The sequence below is a fragment of the Polynucleobacter sp. QLW-P1DATA-2 genome, from assembly GCF_001870365.1.
Classification (GTDB): domain Bacteria; phylum Pseudomonadota; class Gammaproteobacteria; order Burkholderiales; family Burkholderiaceae; genus Polynucleobacter.
In genome coordinates this window covers 554,066-577,069 of sequence record NZ_LZMQ01000003.1, presented here as the reverse complement: position 1 = coordinate 577,069, position 23,004 = coordinate 554,066, and the positions used below count along the sequence as shown (strand labels likewise).

The window sequence follows — 23,004 nt, the reverse complement described above, 5'->3', positions numbered from 1 at the left end:
GCTTAACGCTTTTGACGACGTTGAACGATCATCGATGTTGTACGCTTATTACGACGTGTACGATAACCTTTGGTTGGAGTGCCCCATGGAGATACTGGTACACGGCCTTCGCCAGTCTTACCTTCACCACCGCCATGTGGGTGATCTACTGGGTTCATTGCCACACCGCGAACGGTTGGGCGAATACCACGCCAGCGATTTGCACCTGCTTTACCAATAACGCGCAAGCTGTGCTCTTCATTACCAACTTCACCGATAGTTGCACGGCATTCAATCAGAACACGGCGAACTTCGCCAGAGCGCAAACGCACCTGAGCATATACGCCTTCACGTGCTAGCAATACTGCTGAACCACCAGCCGAACGGGCTACTTGAGCACCTTTGCCAGGCATGATTTCTACACAGTGAATTGTGCTACCAACAGGAATATTACGAATTGGCAAATTGTTACCAGATTTGATTGGGGCTTCTGAGCCACTCATCAAAGATTGGCCAACAGTCATGCCCTTAGCAGCAGGAATATAGCGACGCTCGCCATCCGCAAACACGATCAATGCAATATTTGCACTGCGGTTTGGATCGTATTCCAAGCGTTCAACTTTTGCTGGAATACCATCTTTGTCGTTGCGCTTAAAGTCAACAACACGGTAATGATGCTTGTGACCACCACCTTTATGACGGGTAGTGATGTGGCCGTTATTATTACGTCAGCACAATGTGCCGTCGCCGTTTTTCCAGTTTAGGGCGCCGTCGCCGTTTTGCCAGTTATCAGAAGCCATCGCTGCAGAAGCAGAAACGGTAATAACAGAAGCGAGCAACACTTTTAGGGTTTTGTTCATTTTTAGTCCTCAAAAATCTCTTTTTTTAATTAAAGTCAAACTTAAATGTAATTCGCCCTACCTTGAAACAAATACTGCAAAGCGACACATCTCAATTTCGTACAAACTGACAGAATCTTAGCATAGCGCCCCTCTGTCATCAAAATGATATTATTTCTAGATGGAACAAGCCGCTAAAGAAACACTACCAATATCCCTCGAAGACGAAATGCGGCGGTCCTATTTGGACTACGCAATGAGCGTCATCGTCGGCAGAGCCCTGCCAGACGTGCGTGATGGCCTCAAACCGGTTCACCGCCGGGTCTTATTCGCGATGTATGAATTAAACAACGATTGGAACCGAGCTTACAAAAAATCTGCCCGTATAGTTGGCGATGTAATCGGTAAATACCACCCGCACGGCGATTCTGCGGTGTATGACACGATCGTTCGGATGGCCCAGGACTTCTCCCTGCGCTATATGCTGGTTGACGGACAGGGTAACTTTGGCTCCGTAGACGGCGATAACGCTGCTGCGATGCGGTACACGGAGATCCGCCTGCGGAAGATAGCTCATGAGCTATTGGCCGATTTGGACAAGGAAACCGTTGATTTCGGGCCCAATTACGACGGTAGCGAGAAAGAGCCCCTGATTTTGCCGGCCAAAGTGCCGAATTTGCTGATTAATGGCAGTTCTGGCATTGCTGTAGGCATGGCAACCAATATCCCTCCTCATAACCTGGACGAGGTGATTTCAGCCTGTTTGCATGTGTTGCATAACCCAGAATGCACAATTGATGAGCTGATTGAGATCATCCCGGCCCCGGATTTCCCGACCGCCGGCATTATTTATGGCGTTCAAGGCGTTCGTGAGGGCTATCGCACTGGCCGTGGCCGCGTAGTGATGCGTGCCAAGACCCACTTTGAAGATATTGACAAGGGTTCACGTCAAGCCATCATCGTTGATGAGTTGCCATATCAAGTTAACAAAAAGAACTTGCTCGAGCGCATTGCTGAGTTAGTGAATGAGAAAAAAGTTGAAGGCATTTCTGATTTGCGTGATGAGTCAGATAAATCCGGTATGCGCGTTGTCATTGAACTCAAGCGCGGTGAAGTGCCTGAAGTCGTTCTGAATAATTTATATAAGAGCACTCAGCTACAAGATAACTTTGGTATGAATATGGTGGCGCTGGTAGATAACCAACCACGCTTGTTGAACCTGAAGCAGATGTTGGAGTACTTCTTACAGCATCGTCGTGAAGTAGTTACACGTCGCACGATTTTTGAATTACGCAAAGCGCGTGAGCGTGGTCACGTTTTAGAAGGTTTGGCAGTTGCGTTAGCAAATATCGACGAGTTCATCGCGATTATCAAAGCCGCTGCTAACCCAGTTATTGCCAAACAAGAATTGATGGGTAAAGCTTGGGATTCATCGATGGTGCGTGAGATGTTGGCACGCGCTGAGACTGATACGCCAGGTGGTCGCAACGCCTATCGTCCAGAAGGTTTGTTGCCTGAGTACGGCATGCAAACTACTGGCTTGTATCGACTCTCCGATAGCCAAGCGCAAGAAATTTTGCAGATGCGTTTGCAACGCTTGACTGGCCTTGAGCAAGACAAGATTGTGAATGAATATAAAGAAGTGATGGCAGAAATTTCTGACTTGCTTGATTTATTGGCTAAGCCAGAGCGCGTTACTTCTGTTATTGAAAGTGAACTCAAAGAAGTTCAGTCTGAGTTTGGTGCTGCTGGTAGTGATAACGGTCGTCGTTCATTTATTGAAATGAATGCAACCGAACTCTTCACGGAAGATTTGATCACACCTCAAGATATGGTGGTCACGCTTTCTCATACTGGTTACATGAAGAGTCAGCCGCTCAGTGAATACCGCGCACAAAAACGCGGTGGTCGTGGCAAGCAAGCAGCGGCAACTAAAGACGAAGACTGGATTGACACCTTATTCGTAGCGAATACGCATGATGCAATTTTGTNNTTCTCTAAGCCCATCAAGATGAGGCGGCAAGTCCAAGTCGCTTACTTTTCCTTTGGCGATGGTCTCAGCACTAAAGCGGGCTAGAGCTAATGCGCTAGCAACTTCTTTGCTTGCTAATCCCCAGTCTGCAGTTTTGCAAATGGCAATGCGCGGCTTATTGTGCAAGTTCTCGATGGTGGCAAGATCTAAATCACCACTCATAGCGGCAACACCGAGTGCAACATCCTCGACGGTTCGTCCAAAGCACCCCAAGGTATCTAAGGACGGGGCTAAACTTTTTACTCCGGCAACACTGATCTTTCCATAGCTCGGCTTGTATCCCACAACCCCACAAAATGACGCAGGACGAATAATAGAACCAGCAGTTTGACTGCCAGTGGCTAAAGGCACCATAAAATCGGCGACTGCGGCTGCAGAACCACTAGAAGAACCCCCTGGCGTATGTTGATCGTCATGTGGGTTGCTTGTTGGCCCGCTCTTAAAGGAGGCAAACTCTGTGCTGACCGTCTTTCCCAGAATAATGCCTCCAGCTTGGCGCATCAGAGCTACCGAAACTGCATCGCTGGTGGGGTAATGTTTTGCATAAATTGGGGAGCCATATCCCGTAGGAAGGTCATAGGTATCAAACAGATCTTTGATTCCGATGGGTAGACCATGCAGAATCCCCCTAATAGCGCCCTTATCAAGAGCTTTGGCGCGTGCAAGGGCATTTTCCTTGTCTAGGCTTACCCAGGCTTTAACAATGCTCTCGCGCTGTCCAATTCGATCCAGGCAGGAGAGTAATAAATCGCTCGCTTTGATCTCGCGTTGAGCGAGGGCTTTTGCTGCTTGGGATGCACTCAGGCTTTCCAGATCTTTCATCCGTCCATTCTACTTTTGGTGGCGTATGATCGCAATTTACCGTTTTTAATCTTTCTTAAATCTGCATAAAAATGAAGCAACATTCTGTACGTGAAGCATGGCTGGAAGATGCCGTTAAACATCTTGAGCCGGTATTTTCAAAGGCAGGCTATGCCATTCCGCCTGTGAGGGTGTCTTGTGGGTTTCCTGCATCAAGTAGCCCCAGAACAACTTTGGGCCAATGCTGGCCTAGGGAGCGCTCTGGGGGAGGTGTGAATGAGATTTTTATCTCACCCAAAATTGACGATCCCGTGCAATTACTGGATACATTGGTTCACGAGCTATGCCATGCAGTGGATGATTGCTTTAGTGGCCATGGTGAAGATTTCAAGGGTATTGCGCAGACAGTAGGTCTTGAGGGTCCCGCTCGCATGGCTCATGCGACTGAGGAGCTTACGGTAAGGCTCATGATGATTAGTCAAGAGCTTGGTCCATACCCGCATCAGGCAATTGTTTTTCCACCGCCTAGGCCAAGCAATGCCAGCAGAAGCAAAGCGAAATGCGCTCAATGTGGCTATGAGGTCACTTTATTGAAAAAATGGGCTAGTTATGGGGCGCCGATCTGTCCAAAAGACAATACCCGTATGCAAGAGGATGCCCTGGAAACCATTGAAAACACCACCGAATACGATAGTGACTCCGTTGGTAAGGGGCAAAAAGTTGCACCAGACCAGATTCGCAGAGCAATTAGCTGAGTATTCCTAGGTAAAATTACCCTTTAAGCCTATAAAAATAACTTCCTGAGACAAAAAATGAACGCCAAAAAAATATTTAAGAATCCCAAAATTGCCGTTATTCCTGGAGACGGTATTGGTAAAGAGGTAATGCCTGAAGGTGTACGCGCGCTAGAAGCGGCTAACCGTAAATTTGGTATCGGCATGCAATTTGATCACTTTGATTTTGCTAGCTGTGACTACTATCTCAAGCACGGCAAGATGATGCCGGATGATTGGTTTGATATCTTGATGCAATACGATGCGATTTTCTTTGGCGCTGTTGGCATGCCAGATATTTTGCCCGACCACGTTTCTTTATGGGGCAGCTTAATTCAGTTCCGTCGCGGCTTTGACCAGTATGTCAATTTGCGTCCGGTGCGTTTGTTGCCAGGCGTTCCATGCCCATTGGCTAATCGCAAACCTGGTGATATTGATTTCTTTGTAGTGCGCGAGAACACGGAAGGAGAATACTCTAGTGTTGGCGGCAAAATGTTCCCTGATACTGATCGCGAATTTGTGATTCAAGAATCAATCTTTACTCGACAGGGCGTAGACCGTATTTTGCAATACGCATTTGACTTGGCGCAAAGCCGACCTAAGAAGCACCTCACATCGGCTACGAAGTCCAATGGTATTGCTATTACCATGCCTTATTGGGATGAGCGTGTAGAGGCAATGTCTAAGAAGTTTTCTGATGTAAGAACTGATAAATATCATATTGATATCTTGGCCGCTCATTTCGTTATGAATCCAGATCGTTTTGATGTTGTGGTCGCTAGCAATCTGTTTGGTGACATCCTGTCAGATTTAGGTCCTGCATGTACCGGTACGATTGCTGTTGCGCCATCTGGAAGTATTAACCCAGAAGGGAAATTCCCCTCATTATTTGAGCCAGTCCACGGCTCTGCACCAGACATCTACGGCAAGATGATTGCTAACCCAATTGGTCAAATCTGGAGTGGGGCGATGATGCTCGATCACCTTGGTTACCCAGAAGCTGGCAAGGCAATCTTTTCTGCCATCGAAAATGTACTGGCATCAGGCCCAGGCAATGCTCCACTAACGCCAGATCTCGGTGGTACCGCTAAGACGGACGACTTGGGTAAGGCTATTGCGGCAGCCATCTAAATAATTTACTGATCAAGGCATGGCTCAGCCATATGCACCCTTACTCCAGCAGATGTTGCTGGAGTTTCAGAACCAACGTCTTGAATCAGCCGATCGATTGGCGCGTGCAATATTAAAAGCCAATCCGAAAGATCTAGTCGCCCTTCAGGTACAGGGGCTGTCTTTGGCAATGCAAGGACGGATTGCTGAAGCTGTTGAGCCATTAAATAGGGCTGCAACCCTGGATGGCAAAAATCCAGAGCTTCTTGCAAATCTGGCAAAGGCACAGCATGGCGCAGAGCTCTACAGAGATGCGGCTAAGACATATGAAAAACTCAATATCTTGGTTCCGAATAACGCTCAAATCTTGACAGATTTAGCTACAGTATTTGCCAAGCTGAAGAATTACGATAGAGCCTCATCGCTCTACGATCGAGCGATTGAATTGCAGCCAGATTACTTTTTGGCTTGGTCAAATCGAGGAAACCTACTCTCTGATCTCGGCTTTGCAGCGGAGTCATTGGCCTGCTACGAAAAATCGCTGCAGTTCAATCCAAATTATCCAGAGGCGTGGACGAATTACGGTAACGCATTATTTGATCTCGGACGTTTTGATGATGCACGGTTAGCCCATGAACGCGCGTTAAACATTAATCCTCAGTATGCCGAAGCTTGGTCAAACCATGGCAACGCATTGCTTGAGTTAAAGCAAGGTGAGCAGGCGTACGAGAGTTATCAAAAGGCTTATTCAATGAAGCCCCTCCATCCTTATTTAATGGGGCAACTACTTTCAGCAAAGCTAAGTTCCTGTATTTGGAATGAGCAAGAGCCAACCGTTCCCCAGATGCTTTCCTTGGTAAGTGAAAATAAGCCAGCATCCATCCCATTTGCTCTATTGCAAACCCCAGCTAGCCTTGAACAGCAAAAGCGGGCTGCTCAAATTTTTGTAGCCGATCGCTTTCCCACAATTGAGGCTAGCGTTCTTCCTAAGCGTCATAAATCAGCGGATGAAAAAATAAGGATTGGGTATTTTTCTTCAGATTTAAAGAATCATCCAGTTGGCATCTTGATGCAGAGCCTAATTCAATATCACGACCGCTCTCAGTTTGAGATTCATGGCTTCTTTTTAAATAACCGATCTGGAGATGATGTCGAGAAGATATTAGCCTCAAGTTTTGATAAGACGTTTGATTTATTCAATATCAATGATGTGCAAGCCCAGGAGTTAGTGCTAGCCCAAGAATTGGATATTGCCGTTGACCTCAATGGCCATACCGCAGGCGCTAGAACAGGATTATTTTCTCGAAAAATTGCACCTGTGCAAATTCACTATTTAGGTTATGCGGGCACCTCGGGTGCTGATTTTTACGATTGTCTGATAGCGGATGAAGTGGCAATTCCAAGAGATCATCATGCGCATTACACCGAGAAAATTGCGTACTTACCAAATTCATTTTTTCCCGTAGATACCAGCATCTCCATTTCAGAGTTAGGTGAATTCCCCTCAAGACCAAGTCAGGGTCTGCCTGAAACAGGTTTTATATTCTCTTGCTTTAATAATTCATACAAAATTAACCCTCAAATATTTGATGTGTGGATGAGATTGCTTAAGCAGGTCCCGGGAAGTGTTTTGTGGTTATCAAAAACCTCTGATAAGGCAATGCTGAACTTACAAAACGAGGCGCGGTCTAGAGGGGTTGAAGTTGATCGACTGGTCTTTGCCAATCACGTGCCTGCAAGAAAGGACCATTTGAGCCGTTTGCGTTTGGCAGACTTGTTCTTGGATACGCCAAATTACAATGCTCACGCAACGGCTGCTGACGCGTTATGGGCGGGTGTTCCTGTTCTAACGCAGCTTGGATCGACATTTGCAGGTAGGGTGGCTGCTAGCCAACTAAGCGCTCTTGGACTAGATGAGCTCATCGTCAATTCGTCCGAGGAGTATTACTCGAAGGCGCTGTCTTTTGCTACGGAGCCTGAGGTATTGTCTGCAATACGCAATACACTTGAGGCAAGAAGGGCGACTGCTCCTTTGTTTAATACGCAGCAATACGTCAAAGAGTTAGAAGCGCTCTACTGCCAGCTTATAGAGCAATAGATTTAGCTCCCAGAGACGGCAGGGCTCCAAACAGAATCCTTTTTGCTTGCCTTCATAATTTCAGACAATATCTTTTCGTGCTGCTCAAGTTCATCAGAGCTTGCTGTCATGACCTTGAGATTAGTTGGCAAAGGTTTAGTAAGGCCGGATGAGTCAGTGCCAACTGTGTAATCAATCAAATCAATTGACAGGTCCTCTTGACCTCTAGTCATCGCAATATAGACTTCAGCAAGTAGCTGGGCATCTAATAGCGCCCCGTGTAGGGTGCGATGTTCATTGCTAATTGAAAAACGCTCGCAGAGTGCATCTAAAGAATTGCGTTTACCAGGGAACATCTGGCGGGCATCTAATAATGTATCGATTACCTTTGAAGCAAGACCGCGAAAGGGTGGGCGCTTCAAGAGGGCAAATTCATTATCCAAGAAGCCCAAGTCAAAGGCTGCGTTGTGAATTACGATTTCAGCGCCATCTACAAACTCAATTAGCTGTTCTACGATATTGCCGAAGAGGGGTTTATCCGATAAAAACTCTCTAGAGAGTCCATGAACTGCAAAAGCGCCGGCATCAATGTCACGCTCAGGATTAACGTAATAGTGAAAGGTGCGGTCTGTTAAGCGACGGTCGATAACTTCAACGCAACCAATTTCAATGATGCGATCACCTGTAGCGGGATTTAAACCCGTTGTTTCCGTATCGAGAATAACTTGACGCATTAGGTTCCTTCAAGCACTGACGCTGGAATATCCATTGGGCCATTGCCAGCATATTTATCAAGGTAAAGGTAAATTACTGGTGTAATGATTAAGGTCACAAATTGAGAGAAGATCAAACCGCCAGCAACAGCAATACCTAGCGGCTGTCTTAGTTCGGCACCGGCGCCTATACCAAGGGCAATTGGCAAGGCTCCCATTAAAGCGGCGAAGGTTGTCATCATGATTGGGCGAAAACGCAAGATACAGGCTTCTCTAATGGCCTTCTCGGGGGTCATACCTTGATTTCGTTGTACATCTAAGGCAAAGTCAATCATCAAGATCGCATTCTTTTTCACAATACCGATCAACAGCAAAATACCAATAGAAGCGATGATGGTTAACTCAAAACCAAAGATGCGAAGAGTCAAAATCGCACCAATTGCAGCAGAGGGCAGGCCGGCCAAAATGGTAAGAGGGTGAATATAGCTCTCATAGAGAACGCCTAGCAGGATATAAATTACCCCTAAGGCAGATAGAATCAAAATAATTTGGCCAGACTGATTGCTTTTAAATACTGCAGCATCGCCACCATAGCTTGTAATGATTGATGGTGGAAGACCAATATCTTTGGTGTACCCTTCAATTTTCTTTGTAGCATCCCCCAGGAAGATATCGGGGGCCAAGTTAAAGGAAAGGGTAACCGCAGGAATTTGACCTTGGTGGTTAACAGCAGTTGGACCAACAGTGCGAACAAAACTGGCAATACTAGAGAGTGGAATGAGTTTATCTGTAGCGCGACCACGGACAAAAACCTTATTTAAATCGGTCTCGTATTGGCGATCTTCTTCAGCAGTTTCAAGAATGGCGTAATAAGTATTGACCGGTGTGTATATGGTTGAAACTTGACGCTCTCCATAAGAGTCATAGAGAGCAGTTCGAATATCAGCAATGGTAACGCCGGCACTAGCGGCCTTTTCTCGATTAATATCGATTCTGACGTTCAAACCTTTTAATTGTGAGTCGCTAGTAACATCACGGAACATAGGGTCGGCGCGCATTTTTTGCATGAGCTTATCCGCCCACTCGTTAACACCTTCAAAGCCGACGCTTTGTAACGTAAATTGATAGCGGCTCTTACTATTTTTTCCGCCAAGTTGTAAGTTTTGAACGGGGCGCATGTAGACGTTAAGTCCTGGCAATTCTTTGAACTTGGCACGCAATCCCTCCATGACTTTGGACATCTTTTGGCGATCGGCTTTATTTTTAAGGATGATAAATATTCTGCCAGTATTCGTTCCAGAGCTTGCGCCCCCTCCAACAACCGAGATCGAGCTATCGACATTTGGGTCAGTGTTCACTAGAGCGGCAGCCTGATCTTGCAATGCCAGCATTGCTTTAAAAGAAATATCTTCGGATGCTTCAGTTGTTGCCAGAATTTGACCAATATCTTCCTCTGGAAAGAAGCCTTTGGGGCTATTAACGAACAGTACTACAGTCAAAATAAAAGTGGAAAATGCACCCATCAGAACAATGCGGCGATTCTTTAACGCTAGATCAAGGTAGTGAATATAAGTCTTGAGCATCCAATCAAATAGGCGATCAAACTTCTTGTTGATTGCATATTCTTTTGCATGCTGTCCTGGTTGGGGTAAAAATCTGCTGCATAACATGGGAACTACGGTTAAAGAGGTGATCGCAGATACCAAGATTGAGAGAGAAACTACCACTGCAAATTCTCTAAAGAGGAGGCCGATAGGGCCAGCCATAAAGAAGATGGGAATAAATACGGCAACAAGCGAGATGGAGATAGAGATAATCGTGAAGCCTACTTCTTTACTGCCCTTAAGAGAGGCTTTCAATGGCTCCATTCCATCTTCTACGTATCGCATGATGTTCTCAAGCACCACGATTGCATCATCCACAACCAAGCCAACCGCAAGCGTGATACCTAGTAGAGAAATATTATCTAGGCTGTAGCCTAAGAAATACAGCAAGAAAAAAGCACCGATTAAAGAGATTGGCAGGCTAATAGACGGAATTACTGTTGCAGAAATGTGCTTTAAGAACAGGAAGATGACTAGCACGACCAATAGTACGGTTAATGCAAGCGTGAAGTTAACATCATGAATCGCTTCAATAATGGAGAGGGAGCGGTCATTGAGAAGCTGCAGCTTAATAGAGGCAGGCATTTGCTTCTGAAGTTGCGGAATCAAAGCTTTTACCGCGTTCACAACCTCCACTGTATTTGCGCTAGGCTGTCTTAAGACCGCAATCGCTATCGAGCGTTCACCACTTGCGGTCGCCCAGGTTTTAACATCCTCATAGCTTTGACTAACCTCAGCTACATCCTTGAGATAAATCGGTAAACCATTTTTTTGCGCAATGATGAGGTTGGCAAACTCCTCTGGTTTTACTAACTGTGGGTTTGCGTAAATCGTAATAGATTGACGAGGGCCATCTAAAACGCCAACCGGGCTATTGGCATTCGCTTTGTTAACAGCGGTTGCTACATCATCCATGGTGAGGTTGCGATTACCAAGAGCATCAGGATGAACGCGGATGCGGACTGCGTAGCGTTTGGCGCCGTAAACTAATACTTGCGCTACACCGGTGATGGTGGACAGATTGGGGGAAAGTAGATTTTCAGCAAAGTCATTTAGGTCCGAGAGATTTACCGACGGCGAACTCATGCGCACTACAAGAACCGGTGTATCTGCTGGATTAATTTTTCGATATGACGGAGGTATCGTCATTTCAATAGGCAAACGTTTTTGAGCCCTCAAGAGGGCTGCTTGAACATCGACTGCTGCCTTATCAATATCTCGGTCGTTATTAAATTCAAGCGTAATGTTGGTGGTGCCTAAAAAGTTGCTTGAGCTAATGACGGAAATACCATCAATTGTTGAAAACTCTTTTTCCAGTGGAAGCGCCACTGAAGCCGCCATATTTTCAGGTGAAGCGCCTGGCAATGAAGCGCTAACAGAGATAACAGGGGAGTTGAAGCTCGGTAAGGCAGCAACGGGGATCTTAAGATAGGCGACTGTACCCGCTATGACGGTTGCTACCGAGAGCAATACCGTCATTACTGGACGCCGAATACATAATTCGGAAAGCGTCATTTTTTCTCTACTGAGCTAGGAGTTGATGATTGGTTGCTGGCTGCTGTTTTGGCCTCGCGAATTTTTCCACCTGGGCGTAAATTCTGTTTGCCTTCGACAACTACACGATCGCCAGCGCTAACTCCGTCAATCACAGATGTACCTTGGTATTCGTAAATAACCTTTACGGGCTTGGCTGCTACCTTGTCCCCTTCGCCAACTACGTAAACCGTTTTTCCACGAGGACTCATGATGACTGCCTGAGAGGGCACAGTTAAGGCATCTTTGAGGGTGTTGGCAATTAAGGAAACTCGAGCAAACTGACCGGGAAGAAGGCTCATCGAGTCATTTGGAATTTGGGCCTTTACCCTTACCGCTGCAATTTGTGGGTCGACTTGATTGTCAACCACGATCACTTTGCCATCATAGGTTTTTTTACCTGAATCTCCAACGGTTACTTGTACTGACATTGCCTCGCCATCGAGTTGGTTTTCCAGGATTGTTGGAATGTCTTTCTCTGGGATTACAAACTGCACATTGATTGGATTCAGTTGCGTGATCGTTACCATTGCGCCAACGCTGGAAGTTGCAGTTGAGCTGGTAGCGGTAGAAACCACGTTGCTGGCCTGAACCAGTGAGCCGGGGAATACGTTCACAATGCCTGCGCGCCCATCGATAGGCGAACGAATGTAATCAAACGACAGCTGTACTTCAGCAGCTTTGGCTGCCGCTAGTGCAGATTTGGCATTAGCAGAGGAAGTATCTAAGCCTGCCTTGGAGATGAAATTTTTGGCTACTAGCTCCTTAGCTCTTAAGTACTGGCTTTGAGCGTCATCAGCCAAAGCTTTGAGTTTCTCGTAGTTAGCCTTGTCATTGCGATCATCTAATTGAAACAGTAAATCGCCCGCTTTTACTTCTTGACCGTCTTTAACCAATATCTTGGCGACAGTGTTGGTGATCATGGGGCGAATATCTACAATATTGTTGGAAACAATGGTCCCAGTTGCCTCAAGAATCAATGGGATATCTTTCTTCTCCACTACAAATGTTGTAACTGTTATTGGACCGCCCGCTTTATCAGCTGCAGGGAAAAAATAATCGTAGACCTTTGAGCCGGCGTATAAAACAATTAAAACCAGCAGAATGCGCCACTTAAATTTCACAACAAACGCTTTTACTGTGGCGTAGTCAATTTTCTTAAGCTTATCTAATTGGGGTGAATATTTTTGCCACAACGAGCACAAGCGGGCTTTGCCAACGGTTTTAAGTTGGCCTAGTTTGATTACTAGCTGATCCAGAGAAGATTCTATTTTTGACACAGTCTCGTTTTTCTAGGTTTTTTATGGTTTAAATGCAGTTTCTAGCGATTTTAAGGCTCGCCCATTCTCTCATAAGACCGAAGGAAAAGCCTTGTCAGAACAACATGAGCACTAAGGTAAAAACTCCTCTACACCCTTATTGGCTAGCTGGTCAGCCAACTCATTACCTGGGTGACCGTTATGTCCACGGACCCAATGCCACGAAATTTCATGATCTGGAAGCAAAGCATCCAATTCTTGCCATAAATCCGCATTTTTGACTGGCTCTTTACTGGCCGTCTTCCAGCCCCGTTTTTTCCAGCCCTCTAGCCATTCTGTAACCCCTTTTTGGACGTATTGGGAGTCGGTCCAGAGTTCTATTGAGCTTCTTTGCTTTAAGGCGCGCAGAGCAAAAATAACAGCACTAATTTCCATGCGATTGTTGGTGGTGTGCTTTTCGCCACCATGCATATGTTTCTCATGATTTCCTGACCGCAATACAGCTCCCCAGCCACCAGGTCCTGGGTTGCCTTTGCAGGCACCATCGGTGTAAATGACGATATGGGGAGGGTGATGGGCTGTTTTGTGTTGTGGCATAGCGCTAATTTACTTGTTCTTTAATGTATTGCGTTCTGCAGCAGGGGCTAATTGAGTAATTGCGGGTACGCGAAGCGGTGGAACCTGACCAATCAGCCTCATCCCTTTTTGACGTTTAATTGCCGAAACCAAGAACACAGCGCCGAATATGGGCCACCAGCGATTTCCCATGGGCTCTAAAAAATCCATGCGGGTCATTGATGCTTCACCCTGCAGCGGCAACTTATAACAACCAAAGTGGCCACGATCTAAGGAATAATTTAACAATTGCAGCCAATCTTTAACCCGGATGAGGCTAATAAATTGACCATCTCTTGGCAAGTAGGGGTTGCCGATAAGCCTGCTGAGATATTGTCTTGCTCCCCAGAGGCTAGCAGGATTAAAGCCGGAGATAACTAGACGACCCTCGGGACGCAAGACGCGATCGACTTCACGCAGAATTTGATGGGGATCTGAAGCAAATTCCAGTACATGTGGCAGGACAATGAGGTCAATACTTTCATTGGCAAACGGCAGTTCAGTAGCATTACCTTCAATTGGGTGCCACCTAAAACGTGAGGCACTTTCTCGATTGTCATTGGTGTGCACCAAAAGTGCATGCAAAGGCATGCGATTCTCGCTAAGCGCATTCATTTGGGGCAAGCCAATTTGAACTGCATGAAAGCCAAAAACATCTGCCACGATCTGATCAAAGCATTTTTGCTCCCAGCGGAGAACATACCGTCCAGGCGGTGATTGCAGCCATTTCTCCCAAGAGCTCCATGGGGGTGCAGGCGTCTGCGAGGGGATAGGTGGGGTTGGTATCATCGGACTATGGATAAGAATACTTTATTGCAGGTTTGGCCCATTCCCGCCTTTGATGACAATTACATCTGGTGTATTCACGATGGACATTCTGCCTTAGTCGTTGATCCCGGTGATTCTGCCCCGGTTTTGGACTATCTTGCAAAGCAGCAGCTCAAACTCAAGGGAATTGTGATTACCCACCACCATGCTGACCATACCGGGGGAATCCTCAACTTACTGCAAGCCATTGACGCCAATATTCCAGTCTATGGACCAGCGGGCGAGAATATTCCAGGCCGAACTCAAATAGTAAAAGAGGGTGACAAGATTGAAATCGCCTCGCCCCGAATTAGCCTAAAAGTTTATGAAGTTCCAGGGCACACCTTAAGTCACATTGCCTACTTTGCAAATATGCAGGCAAATGTAGTTGAACCCATGCTCTTTTGTGGCGACACTTTGTTTGCCTCTGGTTGCGGAAGATTGTTTGAGGGTACGCCTACACAAATGACCCAATCCCTGGCGAAGTTTGCTGCATTGCCTAAAAATACCCTGGTGTATTGCACCCATGAATATACACTCTCGAATATTCGTTTTGCCCTTGCAGTAGAGCCTAATAATGTCAATTTGATCTCCTGGGCTGAGCAGGCAAAAGAACTCCGCGATAAAGGTTTGCCAACTTTGCCAACAACGATTGGGCAAGAGCTACAGGTCAATCCTTTTATGCGCAGCGATCAAGCCGAAGTGATTGCCTCAGCAAAATCAATCTCTGGTCAAGCAGATTTGCCAAGTTCTGCACATGTATTGGCCGTCATTCGCGCTTGGAAAGATAAGTTCTGATGCGTTTGATTTATGCGGTACTTGCAGTAGCCGCCTTAATATCGGGTTGTGCAAGTACTGGTGATTGGTCTTCAGATACGCCAGCGAGGGGCAATTCCAAGTCCTCAAAAGTGACTCGCGTCAATCTCAAAAATCAATCTGTGAGTAAGGTTTACGCTCCTTCTGATAATTTATGGATTCGAATTCGCGATGGGTTCCAGATGGAGCCCATGAATAGTCCGCTAGAGATCGAACAGGTTCGCTGGTTAAGTGCTCGACCAGATTATGTTAATCGTTCGATGACCCGCTCTTCACGTTATTTGTTCTACATTGTGCAAGAAGTAAATGCGCGCAATATGCCAACTGAAATTGCTTTGCTGCCTTTTGTTGAGAGCGCTTTCGTGACGAATGCCAAGTCCAATGCTAAGGCAGTTGGGCTATGGCAATTCATGCCAGCTACAGGCAAAGACTTTCAGCTTACTCAAAATGTTTTTCGTGATGAACGCAAAGATATTCTTCAGTCTACTGATGCAGCCCTCGATTATTTGCAACGACTCAATAATCAGTTTGGCAGCTGGGAGCTTGCGCTAGCTGCCTATAACTGGGGTGCTGGCAATGTATCTAAGGCCCAGAAGCGCAATCTAGCGGCAGGCTTGCCAACGGGTTACGAAAGCTTAACTTTGCCGCTTGAGACGCGAATGTATGTACCAAAACTCATGGCGTACCGTCAAATCGTGCTTGATCCACAGGCCTATGGAATTGTTTTGCCTGAGCTAGAAAATCACCCATACTTTGTTGCAGTGGATGTGGGTAACGATATTGATGTGGCCTTGGCCATTAAGTTAGCAGAAATTCCTTCTGATGAGTTTTATAGTCTCAATCCATCATTTAATAAGCCAGTGATTCTGAGTAATGCAAATCAACAGATCTTATTGCCCTTTGGCCACGCCGAAATCTTTCAAGAGAATCTCAAGAAATACACCAAACCGCTTTCTTCATGGACTGCAGTAAGGGTCGCCAAAACAGAGAGCGTTGATCAAACAGCAAAAACATTAGGCGTAGATGCTGATGCGCTAAGACAAGTTAACGGCATACCTAAGGGGATGCGAATTAAGACCGGCTCTACCGTATTAATTCCTAAAACGGGCAATCGCTCGGGCGATGTTTCGTCGGCAATGGCAGATAACGCGAGCTTAAGTCTGGAAAAACCACCTCCACCACAACCGAAGTGTCCCAAACCGACAAAAGGTAGTAAAGGAGCTAAGACTGCTAAATGTGCTCCGCCTAAGGGAGTCAAAGCGGTTGAAGCGGCTTCAACTAAGGGTAATTCTTCTGGAAAAAATGCTGCATCTCAGCATAAATCCGCATCGACAGGGCTTGCAAAATCTGCGAAAAATGGTAGATCGACGCCCTCAACCAAAAAGGCAAGTAATTAGAGGGATAGAGAAACCAGCAATTTCAGTAACTTTTAGATTAGGTTGACCATGTCCTATAAAGCACATCATGAACGCTCAATTAAAGACCCGGATGGATTTTGGGGTGAGCAGGCGAAATTAATACATTGGGAAAAACCATTCGATACAGTTCTGAATTACGACAACCCACCATTTGCAAAATGGTTTGAGGGTGGCCTTACCAATCTTTGCTACAACGCAGTAGATCGTCATGCAAAAGAGCGGCCTGATCAAATAGCGCTAGTCGCGGTTTCTACTGAGACCAATTTAGAAAAAGCCTATACCTATAAAGAGCTATACGAAGAAGTGAATCGTATGGCCGCGATCTACAAAGCGAATGGCATCCAAAAGGGCGATCGTGTTCTGATTTACATGCCGATGATTGCAGAAGCTTGTTTTGCCATGTTGGCTTGCACTCGTATTGGTGCAATCCATTCAGTCGTATTCGGTGGCTTTGCTTCACACAGCTTGGCTTCCCGTATTGATGATGCCCTACCCAAAATGATTGTGACTGCTGAAGCGGGTGCGCGTGGAGGCAAGGCCGTTCCTTATAAGCCATTGCTTGATGAGGCAATTACATTAGCAGCATATAAGCCGGAAAAAGTATTGATTGTGAATCGTGGCTTGACAGAGTTCAAGACTGTCGCTGGTCGTGACCTGGATTACGCCACTGAGCGTCAAAAACATCTAAACGATATTGTTCCCATTGAATGGGTTGATGCAACTCATCCTTCTTATATTTTGTATACCTCTGGTACCACTGGAAAACCAAAAGGCGTACAACGCGATACTGGGGGCTATGCCGTAGCCTTAGCCGCCTCGATGAAACATATTTTTACTGGCAATGCTGGTGAAACGATGTTTTGTACCTCAGATATTGGTTGGGTAGTTGGTCATAGCTACATCATTTATGCGCCTTTGCTCAGTGGAATGGCGACGATCATGTATGAAGGTACGCCACTGCGTCCTGATGCTGGCATCTGGTGGGAACTTGTTGCAAAGTACAACGTGTCAGTGATGTTCTCAGCTCCAACCGCTGTGCGCGTTCTCAAGAAACAAGATCCTGCATTCCTTACTAAACATGATCTCTCTAAATTACGGGCTTTGTTTTTAGCGGGCGAACCCTTAGATGAGCCAACTGCAAGCTGGATTCATGATGCGATAAAAAAACCAATTGTGGATAACTACTGGCAGACAGAAACTGGCTGGCCGATGTTGGCTATTCAACGTGGTGTTGAAGTAATGCCACACAAGTTTGGTTCACCAGGCGTACCTTCATTTGGCTACAACATGAAGCTACTAGACGATGCTACTTCCGAAGAGTTGGGCCCTGATCAAAAAGGTGTCATTGCGATCGAGGGACCATTACCTCCAGGTTGCATGCAAACGGTTTGGGGTGATGACAAGCGTTTCGTGAGCACCTACTGGGAAACGATTCCCGGCAAATTAATCTACTCGACTTTTGACTGGGGCATCAAGGACAAAGATGGTTACTTCTTCATCTTGGGCCGTACAGATGATGTAATCAACGTTGCCGGTCATCGCCTTGGCACTCGTGAGATTGAAGAGAGTATTTCTAGTCACCCCAATATTTCTGAAGTTGCAGTAGTGGGTATTGAGGACAAACTCAAGGGTCAGGCTGCAATTGCTTTTGTGATTCCAAAGGATCCGTCAAAAGCCGAGAATCTCGAAAAAGAGTGTATGAAGACAGTCGACAGCCAATTGGGTGCCATTGCTCGTCCAGGTCGTGTCTATGTGGTCAATGCTTTGCCCAAGACTCGTTCCGGCAAGATCGTCCGCCGCGCATTACAGGCGGTTGCTGAAGGGCGCGATCCTGGGGATATCAGTACGATGGAAGATCAGACAGTTTTAGCCCAAATCAAGACCATCATCGAGCAGGGCGCTCAATCCTAATCTTTAAGTCAGAAAAACTCCTCAGGCTTTCGGTTTGAGGAAGAAAACCCCTTTTTAAGCCTGTTTGGCTGGGAATTCAAAGGTTTAAGGACCAAAACTGGTATGATTGCAAGGTTCGAAACTTATTAAATTACCCTAGCGCTTAAAGACACTCACCTCCCGCATAAATACACCCCGGGTTGGTCTTTTTGGGGGTTTTGAGCGTCGGATGGAGCAGGGACTGGAGATGGTTTGTCACCCTTGCTTCCTTCTTTTCCCCCCGCCGTGTTGGCTTTAGCTGACGGCACACTATTTCCCGGATTTAGCATTGGCGCCCCTGGCGATACTACCGGTGAAGTTGTCTTTAATACTGCATTAACTGGATACCAAGAGATCATTACTGATCCTAGCTATTCACGTCAAATTGTTACTTTGACTTACCCGCACATTGGTAATGTCGGAGTGAACTCCCAAGATGCAGAGTCAGACCAAATTCATTCTGCTGGCCTGGTGATCAAAGATTTACCAAAACGCGTGTCCAATTTCCGTTCAGAGGAAAGTTTGGATTCCTATCTCACTAAAGCAGGTGTTGTGGGTATTGCCGGAATCGATACCCGTAAGCTCACTCGCATCCTTCGCGATCAAGGGGCTCAATCCGGCGCTATCGTTGCAGGTAACTTGGGCGATAGTTATGAATCCCTCGGTAAGCAGGCTCTTGAATTAGCAAAAGCTTTCCCAGGCATGTCAGGTTTAGATTTAGCCAAGGTTGTTAGCACCAAGAAGTCCTATGAATGGCTTGAGGCTGAATGGGATTTGCATGGTCCTGATGGCAAACCTGCTTATAGAACTCTCAATAAATCAAAGCCGACAAAAAAAGTAGTTGCCTACGACTTTGGCGTAAAGCGTAATATTTTGCGCATGCTCACAGAGCGCGGTTGTGAACTCACAGTAGTTCCTGCCCAAACTAGCGCGGCAGAAGTATTGGCGATGAAACCAGATGGCGTGTTTTTCTCAAATGGCCCTGGAGATCCTGGTCCTTGTGACTACGCAATTGCTGCAGCTAAAGAAATTATCGAAAAGGGTGTTCCTACCTTTGGTATCTGCTTGGGTCACCAAATTATGGGCTTGGCTGCAGGAGCTAAAACTCTCAAGATGAAGTTTGGTCACCATGGCGCCAACCATCCGGTGAAGGATTTAGATACTGGTCGTGTTGCTATTACTTCTCAGAACCACGGTTTTGCAGTTGATGCTAATACGCTGCCGAATAACATTCGCGTCACCCATGTCTCTCTGTTCGATGGGTCCCTTCAAGGCTTAGCTTGGAAAGATAAGCCAGCATTGTGCTTCCAGGGTCACCCGGAAGCATCGCCCGGGCCTCATGACATAGCCTATTTATTTGATCGTTTTGTGGAGCTAATGAATGCTGCCAATCAAGGAGGCAAATAATGCCTAAGCGTAGCGACATTAAGAGCATCCTCATTATTGGTGCTGGTCCGATTGTCATTGGACAGGCCTGTGAATTTGATTATTCAGGCGCACAAGCTTGTAAAGCATTGCGTGACGAAGGTTACAAAGTCATTTTGGTAAACAGCAATCCAGCAACCATCATGACTGACCCAGAAATGGCTGATGTCACTTATATCGAGCCAATTACCTGGGAAGTGGTTGAACGCATTATTGCAACTGAGAAGCCAGATGCGATCCTGCCAACGATGGGTGGTCAAACAGCCTTAAATTGCGCACTCGATTTACATCGTCATGGCGTATTGGAGAAATATGGCTGTGAATTAATTGGAGCTTCACCTGAAGCAATCGATAAAGCAGAAGATCGTCAGAAATTCAAAGATGCCATGACCAAAATTGGTTTGGGCTCTGCTAAATCTGGTATTGCGCATTCTATGGATGAGGCCCATGAGGTGCAGCAACGCATTCAAGGTGAGACAGGTAGCTCTGGTTTTCCAGTAGTTATTCGTCCCTCATTCACCATGGGTGGATCAGGTGGCGGTATTGCCTATAACCGTGAAGAGTTTGAAGAGATTTGCAAGCGAGGACTCGATTTATCACCAACACGTGAGCTCTTAATTGAAGAGTCTCTCCTTGGTTGGAAAGAATTTGAGATGGAAGTGGTGCGTGATCGTAACGACAACTGCATCATCGTTTGCTCGATTGAAAACTTGGACCCAATGGGTGTTCATACTGGTGACTCGATTACTGTTGCCCCAGCACAGACCTTGACCGATAAAGAGTACCAAATCATGCGGAATGCATCGATTGCAGTGCTCCGTGAAATCGGTGTGGATACCGGTGGTTCAAACGTGCAGTTTTCCATTAACCCGGTTGACGGTCGCATGATCGTGATTGAGATGAACCCACGTGTATCTCGCTCATCGGCATTAGCGTCAAAAGCAACTGGTTTCCCAATCGCCAAGATTGCTGCGAAGTTGGCAGTTGGCTATACGCTTGACGAATTAAAAAATGACATTACTGGTGGCGCAACACCAGCATCCTTTGAGCCCTCAATTGATTATGTTGTTACAAAGATTCCACGCTTTGCGTTTGAGAAATTCCCGCAAGCAGACTCACGTTTAACGACCCAGATGAAGTCAGTTGGTGAGGTAATGGCGATTGGCCGCACTTTCCAAGAGTCTTTCCAAAAAGCCTTACGCGGTTTAGAGGTTGGTGTTGATGGTTTGGATGAAGTTTCCACTGACCTAGATGACATCATTAATGAAATCAATGAGCCCGGCCCAGATCGCATTTGGTACCTTGCAGATGCATTCCGTATGGGCATGGGTTTAGATGAAATCTATAACGAGACGAAGGTAGATCCTTGGTTCTTAGAGCAGATCGAAGAGCTCATCACCATGGAGACGGAGCTTAAGCAACGCAAGATTGATAGCCTTTCTGCAGCTGAACTGCGTTTTGTGAAGCAGAAGGGATTCTCGGATCGCCGTCTTGCCAAATTACTTAGTGTAGATGCCACCTCTGTGCGTGCTGCGCGACATCGCCTAAAAGTAGTTCCGGTCTACAAGCGTGTAGATACTTGTGCTGCCGAGTTCTCAACGAATACCGCTTATATGTATTCCACTTATGAGGCTGAGCACGGTGAATGTGAATCTCGTCCAACAAGCAAAGAGAAGATCATGGTTTTGGGTGGTGGTCCAAACCGTATTGGTCAGGGTATTGAGTTTGACTATTGCTGTGTCCACGCAGCCTTAGCGATGCGTGATGATGGCTATGAAACCATCATGGTTAACTGCAATCCAGAAACCGTATCAACGGACTACGATACTTCAGACCGTTTGTATTTTGAGCCTTTGACCCTTGAAGATGTCTTAGAAATTGTTGCTAAAGAAAAGCCTAAAGGCGTGATCGTTCAGTATGGTGGTCAAACTCCTTTGAAGCTAGCTTTGGATCTTGAGCGTAACGGCGTTCCGATCATTGGTACTTCTCCAGACATGATCGATGCTGCAGAGGATCGTGAACGCTTTCAAAAACTTTTACAAGACTTAGGTTTACGTCAGCCGCCTAACCGTACTGCCCGTACTGAAGAAGAGGCGCTCAAGCTAGCCGAAGAAATTGGTTATCCATTAGTGGTTCGTCCATCATATGTTCTGGGTGGCCGTGCAATGGAAATCGTTCATGATGGTCGCGACTTAGAGCGCTATATGCGTGAAGCGGTCAAGGTTTCTCATGACTCTCCAGTATTGCTAGATCGCTTCTTAAACGATGCGATTGAGTGTGATGTAGATTGCATCAGCGATGGCAATAAGGTATTTATCGGTGGCGTTATGGAGCACATTGAGCAAGCCGGAGTTCACTCTGGAGACTCCGCTTGTTCATTGCCTCCATATTCTTTATCGGATGAAACGGTTGAAGAAATTAAGCGTCAAACCGCAGCCATGGCTAAGGGGCTAAATGTCATTGGATTAATGAACGTACAGTTTGCGATTCAGAATGTGGACGGCAAGGATGTTATCTATGTTCTGGAAGTTAATCCACGCGCTTCCCGTACTGTCCCATTTGTTTCCAAGGCCACTGGTTTGCAATTAGCAAAGATTGCTGCCCGTTGCATGGTTGGTCAAACATTGGAGCAACAAGGCATTAAGTCTGAAGTGAAGCCCCCATACTTCTCGGTTAAAGAGGCTGTTTTCCCATTTAATAAATTCCCAGGCATTGATCCGATTCTGGGGCCAGAAATGCGCTCGACCGGTGAAGTAATGGGTGTGGGTAAAACCTTTGGCGAAGCTTTGTTTAAGTCTCAGCTTGGCGCTGGTATTAAATTACCCAAGAGTGGCACTGTGCTGCTGACTGTTAAAGATAGCGATAAGCCAAAAGCGATTGAGGTAGCTAAGTTATTGCATCAGCTTGGTTTCCCGATGGTTGCCACCAAAGGAACGGCTGCGGCAATTGAGGCTGCCGGCTTCCCGGTTAAAGTTGTGAACAAGGTTAAGGATGGTCGTCCTCATATTGTTGATTTCATCAAGAATGGCGAGATTTCCTTGGTGTTTACTACCGTGGATGAGACTCGAACTGCGATTGCAGATTCCAGGTCAATTCGTACCAGCGCACAAGCAAATGGTGTGACTTACTACACCACTATTAGCGCTGCTCGTGCGGTGATGGATGGCTTACTGGCATCTCAAAATGGCAGCAAGGAGTCGCTGGAAGTTTATTCTCTGCAAAACTTACATCGAACACTCATTTAATCTAAAATTAACTTTTGTAGGCGCGTTTT

General features: G+C 46.3%; 15 protein-coding genes and 2 pseudogenes. 9 read left to right on the top strand and 8 right to left on the bottom strand.

Annotated features, from left to right (window positions below; all coding sequences use genetic code 11):
- Positions 1 to 2: 2 nt before the first annotated feature.
- Positions 3 to 707 (bottom strand): annotated as a pseudogene (gene rplB, locus A9236_RS05495) (50S ribosomal protein L2); the annotation flags it as partial.
- A complete protein-coding gene (locus A9236_RS11430) occupies positions 708 to 839 on the bottom strand; it encodes a hypothetical protein (protein WP_255402241.1) in 132 nt (43 codons plus the stop codon).
- Positions 840 to 999: 160 nt separating this feature from the next.
- Between A9236_RS11430 and gyrA the strand changes: the two are divergent.
- Positions 1,000 to 2,817, top strand: a pseudogene (gyrA, locus tag A9236_RS05490) (DNA gyrase subunit A); the annotation flags it as partial.
- Here the strand turns inward: gyrA and A9236_RS05485 are convergent.
- A complete protein-coding gene (locus A9236_RS05485) occupies positions 2,776 to 3,672 on the bottom strand; it encodes an amidase (protein ID WP_071467805.1) in 897 nt (298 codons plus the stop codon). The pseudogene gyrA and the gene A9236_RS05485 overlap by 42 nt on opposite strands.
- Positions 3,673 to 3,743: 71 nt before the next feature.
- On the opposite strand from A9236_RS05485, the gene A9236_RS05480 reads away from it, so the two are divergent.
- Genes A9236_RS05480 through A9236_RS05470 form a run of 3 tightly spaced genes read left to right on the top strand, consistent with a single transcriptional unit; the run spans position 3,744 to position 7,632 of the window.
- Positions 3,744 to 4,406, top strand: a complete 663-nt coding sequence (locus tag A9236_RS05480; protein ID WP_071465850.1) for a SprT family zinc-dependent metalloprotease — start codon at positions 3,744 to 3,746, stop codon at positions 4,404 to 4,406.
- 57 nt (positions 4,407 to 4,463) lie between these two features.
- Positions 4,464 to 5,555, top strand: a complete 1,092-nt coding sequence (locus A9236_RS05475; protein ID WP_071465849.1) for a tartrate dehydrogenase — start codon at positions 4,464 to 4,466, stop codon at positions 5,553 to 5,555.
- A 19-nt stretch (positions 5,556 to 5,574) separates the two neighbouring features.
- Entirely contained in the window at positions 5,575 to 7,632 is a 2,058-nt protein-coding gene (locus tag A9236_RS05470) for a glycosyltransferase family 41 protein (protein WP_071465848.1), read from the top strand.
- Positions 7,633 to 7,634: 2 nt separating this feature from the next.
- On the opposite strand, the gene dnaQ is transcribed toward A9236_RS05470, so the two are convergent.
- The 5 genes from dnaQ to A9236_RS05445 all read right to left on the bottom strand — a co-directional run bounded on the left by dnaQ (position 7,635) and on the right by A9236_RS05445 (position 14,124).
- A complete protein-coding gene (gene dnaQ, locus A9236_RS05465) occupies positions 7,635 to 8,345 on the bottom strand; it encodes a DNA polymerase III subunit epsilon (protein ID WP_071465847.1) in 711 nt (236 codons plus the stop codon).
- Positions 8,345 to 11,443, bottom strand: coding sequence for an efflux RND transporter permease subunit (locus A9236_RS05460; RefSeq protein ID WP_071465846.1), 3,099 nt, complete (start codon positions 11,441 to 11,443; stop codon positions 8,345 to 8,347). Before A9236_RS05460 ends, dnaQ begins: the two co-directional genes overlap by 1 nt.
- Positions 11,440 to 12,741 (bottom strand): efflux RND transporter periplasmic adaptor subunit, encoded by a 1,302-nt coding sequence (locus tag A9236_RS05455; protein ID WP_071465845.1) that lies wholly within the window; start codon positions 12,739 to 12,741, stop codon positions 11,440 to 11,442. The genes A9236_RS05460 and A9236_RS05455 overlap by 4 nt, the downstream gene beginning before the upstream one ends.
- 111 nt (positions 12,742 to 12,852) lie before the next feature.
- On the bottom strand, positions 12,853 to 13,317 hold the full coding sequence (gene rnhA / locus A9236_RS05450; protein ID WP_071465844.1) for a ribonuclease HI: 465 nt from the start codon (positions 13,315 to 13,317) through the stop codon (positions 12,853 to 12,855).
- Positions 13,318 to 13,326: 9 nt separating this feature from the next.
- Positions 13,327 to 14,124 carry a class I SAM-dependent methyltransferase gene (locus A9236_RS05445; protein ID WP_083398919.1) on the bottom strand — a complete coding sequence of 266 codons (798 nt, stop codon included), beginning with the start codon at positions 14,122 to 14,124 and terminating at the stop codon, positions 13,327 to 13,329.
- A gap of 6 nt (positions 14,125 to 14,130) precedes the next feature.
- Between A9236_RS05445 and gloB the strand changes: the two genes are divergently transcribed.
- From gloB to carB, 5 genes are all read left to right on the top strand, one after another.
- Positions 14,131 to 14,940 carry a hydroxyacylglutathione hydrolase gene (gene gloB, locus A9236_RS05440; protein ID WP_071465843.1) on the top strand — a complete coding sequence of 270 codons (810 nt, stop codon included), beginning with the start codon at positions 14,131 to 14,133 and terminating at the stop codon, positions 14,938 to 14,940.
- The gene (locus tag A9236_RS05435) at positions 14,940 to 16,355 is read left to right on the top strand and encodes a transglycosylase SLT domain-containing protein (protein WP_071465842.1); all 1,416 of its coding nucleotides are present in this window, start codon (positions 14,940 to 14,942) and stop codon (positions 16,353 to 16,355) included. The genes gloB and A9236_RS05435 overlap by 1 nt, the downstream gene beginning before the upstream one ends.
- 48 nt (positions 16,356 to 16,403) lie before the next feature.
- Positions 16,404 to 18,287 (top strand): propionate--CoA ligase, encoded by a 1,884-nt coding sequence (locus A9236_RS05430; RefSeq protein ID WP_071465841.1) that lies wholly within the window; start codon positions 16,404 to 16,406, stop codon positions 18,285 to 18,287.
- Positions 18,288 to 18,527: 240 nt separating this feature from the next.
- Positions 18,528 to 19,712, top strand: coding sequence for a glutamine-hydrolyzing carbamoyl-phosphate synthase small subunit (carA, locus tag A9236_RS05425; RefSeq protein WP_071465971.1), 1,185 nt, complete (start codon positions 18,528 to 18,530; stop codon positions 19,710 to 19,712).
- Positions 19,712 to 22,975: a carbamoyl-phosphate synthase large subunit gene (carB, locus tag A9236_RS05420; protein ID WP_071465840.1), complete on the top strand. Its 3,264-nt coding sequence runs from the start codon at positions 19,712 to 19,714 to the stop codon at positions 22,973 to 22,975. The genes carA and carB overlap by 1 nt, the downstream gene beginning before the upstream one ends.
- Positions 22,976 to 23,004 lie beyond the last annotated feature (29 nt).

What these genes read in the sequence shown, in the direction of transcription:
- A9236_RS11430 (WP_255402241.1), bottom strand. Translation starts at nt 839, where the DNA reads ATGAACAAAACCCTAAAAGTGTTGCTCGCTTCTGTTATTACCGTTTCT.
- A9236_RS05480 (WP_071465850.1), top strand. Translation starts at nt 3,744, where the DNA reads ATGAAGCAACATTCTGTACGTGAAGCATGGCTGGAAGATGCCGTTAAA.
- A9236_RS05475 (WP_071465849.1), top strand. Translation starts at nt 4,464, where the DNA reads ATGAACGCCAAAAAAATATTTAAGAATCCCAAAATTGCCGTTATTCCT.
- A9236_RS05470 (WP_071465848.1), top strand. Translation starts at nt 5,575, where the DNA reads ATGGCTCAGCCATATGCACCCTTACTCCAGCAGATGTTGCTGGAGTTT.
- dnaQ (WP_071465847.1), bottom strand. Translation starts at nt 8,345, where the DNA reads ATGCGTCAAGTTATTCTCGATACGGAAACAACGGGTTTAAATCCCGCT.
- A9236_RS05460 (WP_071465846.1), bottom strand. Translation starts at nt 11,443, where the DNA reads ATGACGCTTTCCGAATTATGTATTCGGCGTCCAGTAATGACGGTATTG.
- rnhA (WP_071465844.1), bottom strand. Translation starts at nt 13,317, where the DNA reads ATGCCACAACACAAAACAGCCCATCACCCTCCCCATATCGTCATTTAC.
- A9236_RS05445 (WP_083398919.1), bottom strand. Translation starts at nt 14,124, where the DNA reads ATGATACCAACCCCACCTATCCCCTCGCAGACGCCTGCACCCCCATGG.
- gloB (WP_071465843.1), top strand. Translation starts at nt 14,131, where the DNA reads ATGGATAAGAATACTTTATTGCAGGTTTGGCCCATTCCCGCCTTTGAT.
- A9236_RS05435 (WP_071465842.1), top strand. Translation starts at nt 14,940, where the DNA reads ATGCGTTTGATTTATGCGGTACTTGCAGTAGCCGCCTTAATATCGGGT.
- A9236_RS05430 (WP_071465841.1), top strand. Translation starts at nt 16,404, where the DNA reads ATGTCCTATAAAGCACATCATGAACGCTCAATTAAAGACCCGGATGGA.
- carB (WP_071465840.1), top strand. Translation starts at nt 19,712, where the DNA reads ATGCCTAAGCGTAGCGACATTAAGAGCATCCTCATTATTGGTGCTGGT.